1 rRNA gene is annotated in these 2,951 nt (G+C 51.9%); it reads right to left on the bottom strand.

The window, feature by feature from the left end:
- Positions 1 to 2,847: ribosomal RNA gene (locus I2H87_RS13615) — 23S ribosomal RNA — on the bottom strand; the annotation flags it as partial.
- Positions 2,848 to 2,951: the final 104 nt, after the last annotated feature.

Below are 2,951 nucleotides of genomic sequence, written 5' to 3'. Positions count from 1 at the left end.
CACTTCCACCTCTGCCCTATCTACCTCGTCGTCTTCAAGGGGTCTTACTAACTTGACGTTATGGGATATCTCATCTTGAGGGGGGCTTCACGCTTAGATGCCTTCAGCGTTTATCCCGTCCCGGCTTGGCTACCCTGCTATGCACTTGGCAGTACAACAGGTACACCAGCGGCCAGTCCATCCCGGTCCTCTCGTACTAAGGACAGCTCCTCTCAAATATCCTACGCCCACGCCGGATAGGGACCGAACTGTCTCACGACGTTCTGAACCCAGCTCGCGTACCGCTTTAATGGGCGAACAGCCCAACCCTTGGGACCTACTCCAGCCCCAGGATGCGATGAGCCGACATCGAGGTGCCAAACCACTCCGTCGATGTGAACTCTTGGGAGTGATAAGCCTGTTATCCCCAGGGTAGCTTTTATCCGTTGAGCGATGGCAATCCCACTTTATACCACCGGATCACTAAGTCCTACTTTCGTACCTGCTCCACCCGTCGGTGTCGCAGTCAAGCTCCCTTCTGCCTTTGCACTCTTCGAATGGTTTCCAACCATTCTGAGGGAACCTTTGAGCGCCTCCGATACCCTTTCGGAGGCGACCGCCCCAGTCAAACTCCCCACCTGACATTGTCCCCCAGCCGGATCACGGCTGCTGGTTAGAAACCCAATACTGCAAGGGTGGTATCCCAACAGTGGCTCCATGGCAACTGGCGTTGCCATTTCCTAGCCTCCCACCTATCCTGTACATGCAATATCGAATCCCAGTATCAAGCTGGAGTAAAGCTCCATGGGGTCTTTCCGTCCTGGCGCAGGTAACCAGCATCTTCACTGGTATTTCAATTTCACCGGGTGCATTGTTGAGACAGTGCCCAAATCATTACGCCTTTCGTGCGGGTCGGAACTTACCCGACAAGGAATTTCGCTACCTTAGGACCGTTATAGTTACGGCCGCCGTTTACTGGGGCTTAAGTTCAAAGCTTCGCTTGCGCTAACCTCTCCCCTTAACCTTCCAGCACCGGGCAGGCGTCAGCCCATATACCTCACCTTTCGGTTTTGCATAGACCTGTGTTTTTGCTAAACAGTTGCTTGGGCCAATTCTCTGCGGCCATTCGCATGGCACTCCTTCTCCCGAAGTTACGGAGTCATTTTGCCGAGTTCCTTAACAATGCTTCTCCCGTCGGCCTTAGGATTCTCTCCTCATCCACCTGTGTCGGTTTACGGTACGGGTATCATATGAACAATAGCGGCTTTTCTTGGCAGTCAGCTCACGCTCTTCCCTACTTTAAGTTCAGTCCGCTTCACGTCTTCGGATTGCACACCGGATTTGCCTGATGTACTCCTACCTCGCTTGCGCCGGGCTTTCCGTTCCCGGCTCGCGCTCTCTGCCTGCGTCCCCACAGTTCTGTCATATGACAGTACAGGAATTTCAACCTGTTGTCCATCGGCTACGTCTCTCGACCTCGCCTTAGGTCCCGACTTACCCAGGGCAGATCAGCTTTACCCTGGAAACCTTAGATATTCGGCCGGAAGGATTCCCACCTTCCTCTCGCTACTCATTCCGGCATTCTCTCTTCCATACAATCCACAGCTCCTTCCGGTACTGCTTCGTCTCGTATGCAATGCTCCTCTACCAATCTACGTTCGTAAATTCCTAAGCTTCGGCAGTGTGTTTCAGCCCCGGACATTTTCGGCGCAGGACCTCTCGACTAGTGAGCTATTACGCACTCTTTGAATGTATGGCTGCTTCTGAGCCAACATCCTAGTTGTCTTCGAAATCCCACATCCTTTTCCACTTAACACACATTTTGGGACCTTAGCTGTAGGTCTGGGCTCTTTCCCTTTCGACTGCCCAACTTATCTCGTGCAGTCTGACTCCCATACATCATCTACGCGGCATTCGGAGTTTGATATCTCTTGGTAAGCTTTGACGCCCCCTTAAGAATTCAGTGCTCTACCTCCGCAAGACTTGTATGAGGCTAGCCCTAAAGCTATTTCGAGGAGAACCAGCTATCTCCGGGTTCGATTGGAATTTCTCCCCTATCCACACCTCATCCCCACCCTTTTCAACGGATGTGGGTTCGGTCCTCCATTGCCTTTTACGGCAACTTCAACCTGGACATGGATAGATCACCCGGTTTCGGGTCTACTCCGACTGACTCATTTCGCCCTCTTCAGACTTGGTTTCCCTTCGGCTCCGCACCTTAAAGTGCTTAACCTCGCCAGCCAGCGTAACTCGCCGGACCGTTCTACAAAAAGTACGCGGTTCCGCATATAAAGCGGTTCCACAGCTTGTAAACATATGGTTTCAGGTTCTCTTTCACTCCCCTCCCGGGGTCCTTTTCACCTTTCCTTCACAGTACTATGCGCTATCGGTCACTAAGTAGTATTTAGCCTTACGGGGTGGTCCCCGCATATTCCCACAAGGTTCCACGTGTCTCGTGGTACTCTGGATCCCGCCATGTCTGCTCGTCTTTCGCTTACGGGGCTTTCACCCTCTCTGGCTGGCTTTCCCAAAACCATTCTGCTAGACTTGCTGAATCAATTCCGCGGTCCGAACCCCGGAGTGCACGCACTCCGGTTTGGGCTCTTTCCATTTCGCTCGCCGCTACTTTGGAAATCACATGTTGTTTTCTCTTCCTCCGGCTACTTAGATGTTTCAGTTCACCGGGTTCCCCTCCTGACGTTATGGATTGGCGTCAGGATAACTGAGGATTGCTCAGTTAGGTTTCCCCATTCAGAGATCTCCGGATCAATGGATATTTGCTCCTCCCCGAAGCTTTTCGCAGCTTATCACGTCTTTCATCGGCTCTTAGTGCCAAGGCATCCACCATACGCTCTTATTAGCATAACCAACTGATTTCGTCCACGGGAATGGACTCCATCGACACATACTAGCGTGTATGTGTTGGCAATAGTCAATTTTTTCCCTTCGTTTTCTTCGAAGTGTTAATGTTT

Source organism: Mediterraneibacter glycyrrhizinilyticus (assembly GCF_015560805.1).
In the GTDB taxonomy this organism is placed as follows: Bacteria; Bacillota; Clostridia; order Lachnospirales; family Lachnospiraceae; genus Schaedlerella; species Schaedlerella glycyrrhizinilytica_A.
The sequence above is the reverse complement of the archived record's forward strand: the minus strand, read 5'-3'. Positions and strand labels throughout refer to the sequence as shown.